A 347-nucleotide genomic window follows, 5' to 3' on the forward strand; every position below is an offset into this window, starting at 1 on the left:
CCACAAGATCACCACTCTGCGGGTCGCCAAAATTGGGGGTTTCGGTGCGCCGGAAAACTCAATACGTAGAGGGCGAGCCATAAAGTCACCAAATTAATCAGAACACCCCTTCCAACCTAGCACACTTCACCAGCGTGTCAAGTGTAAGGCCTGACCCCTTTAGCTAAAGTAGCTAAAGTAGCTAAAGTAGCTAAAGTGATGTATAGTGATGTATTGCCATTATTTGCGGCTACTTCGAACCTCAAGCGTCGAAAATTGCGAATACCTTCCCAATCACCTTCTTCATCATAGAGGGGGGTTTTAAAGGGAGTAAGTAATCCTGGACGACCCACAAGATCACCACTCTG

At 47.0% G+C, this 347-nt stretch carries 1 protein-coding gene; it reads right to left on the reverse strand.

Going from position 1 to position 347, the window contains the following annotated elements; genetic code table 11:
* Positions 1 to 137 precede the first annotated feature (137 nt).
* A partial coding sequence (locus QWI17_RS08790; RefSeq protein ID WP_302722148.1) for a hypothetical protein occupies positions 138 to 347 on the reverse strand: 210 nt, incomplete at its 5' end.

Origin of the sequence: Gilvimarinus gilvus (assembly GCF_030518155.1) — a bacterium.
Taxonomy (GTDB): domain Bacteria; phylum Pseudomonadota; class Gammaproteobacteria; order Pseudomonadales; family Cellvibrionaceae; genus Gilvimarinus; species Gilvimarinus gilvus.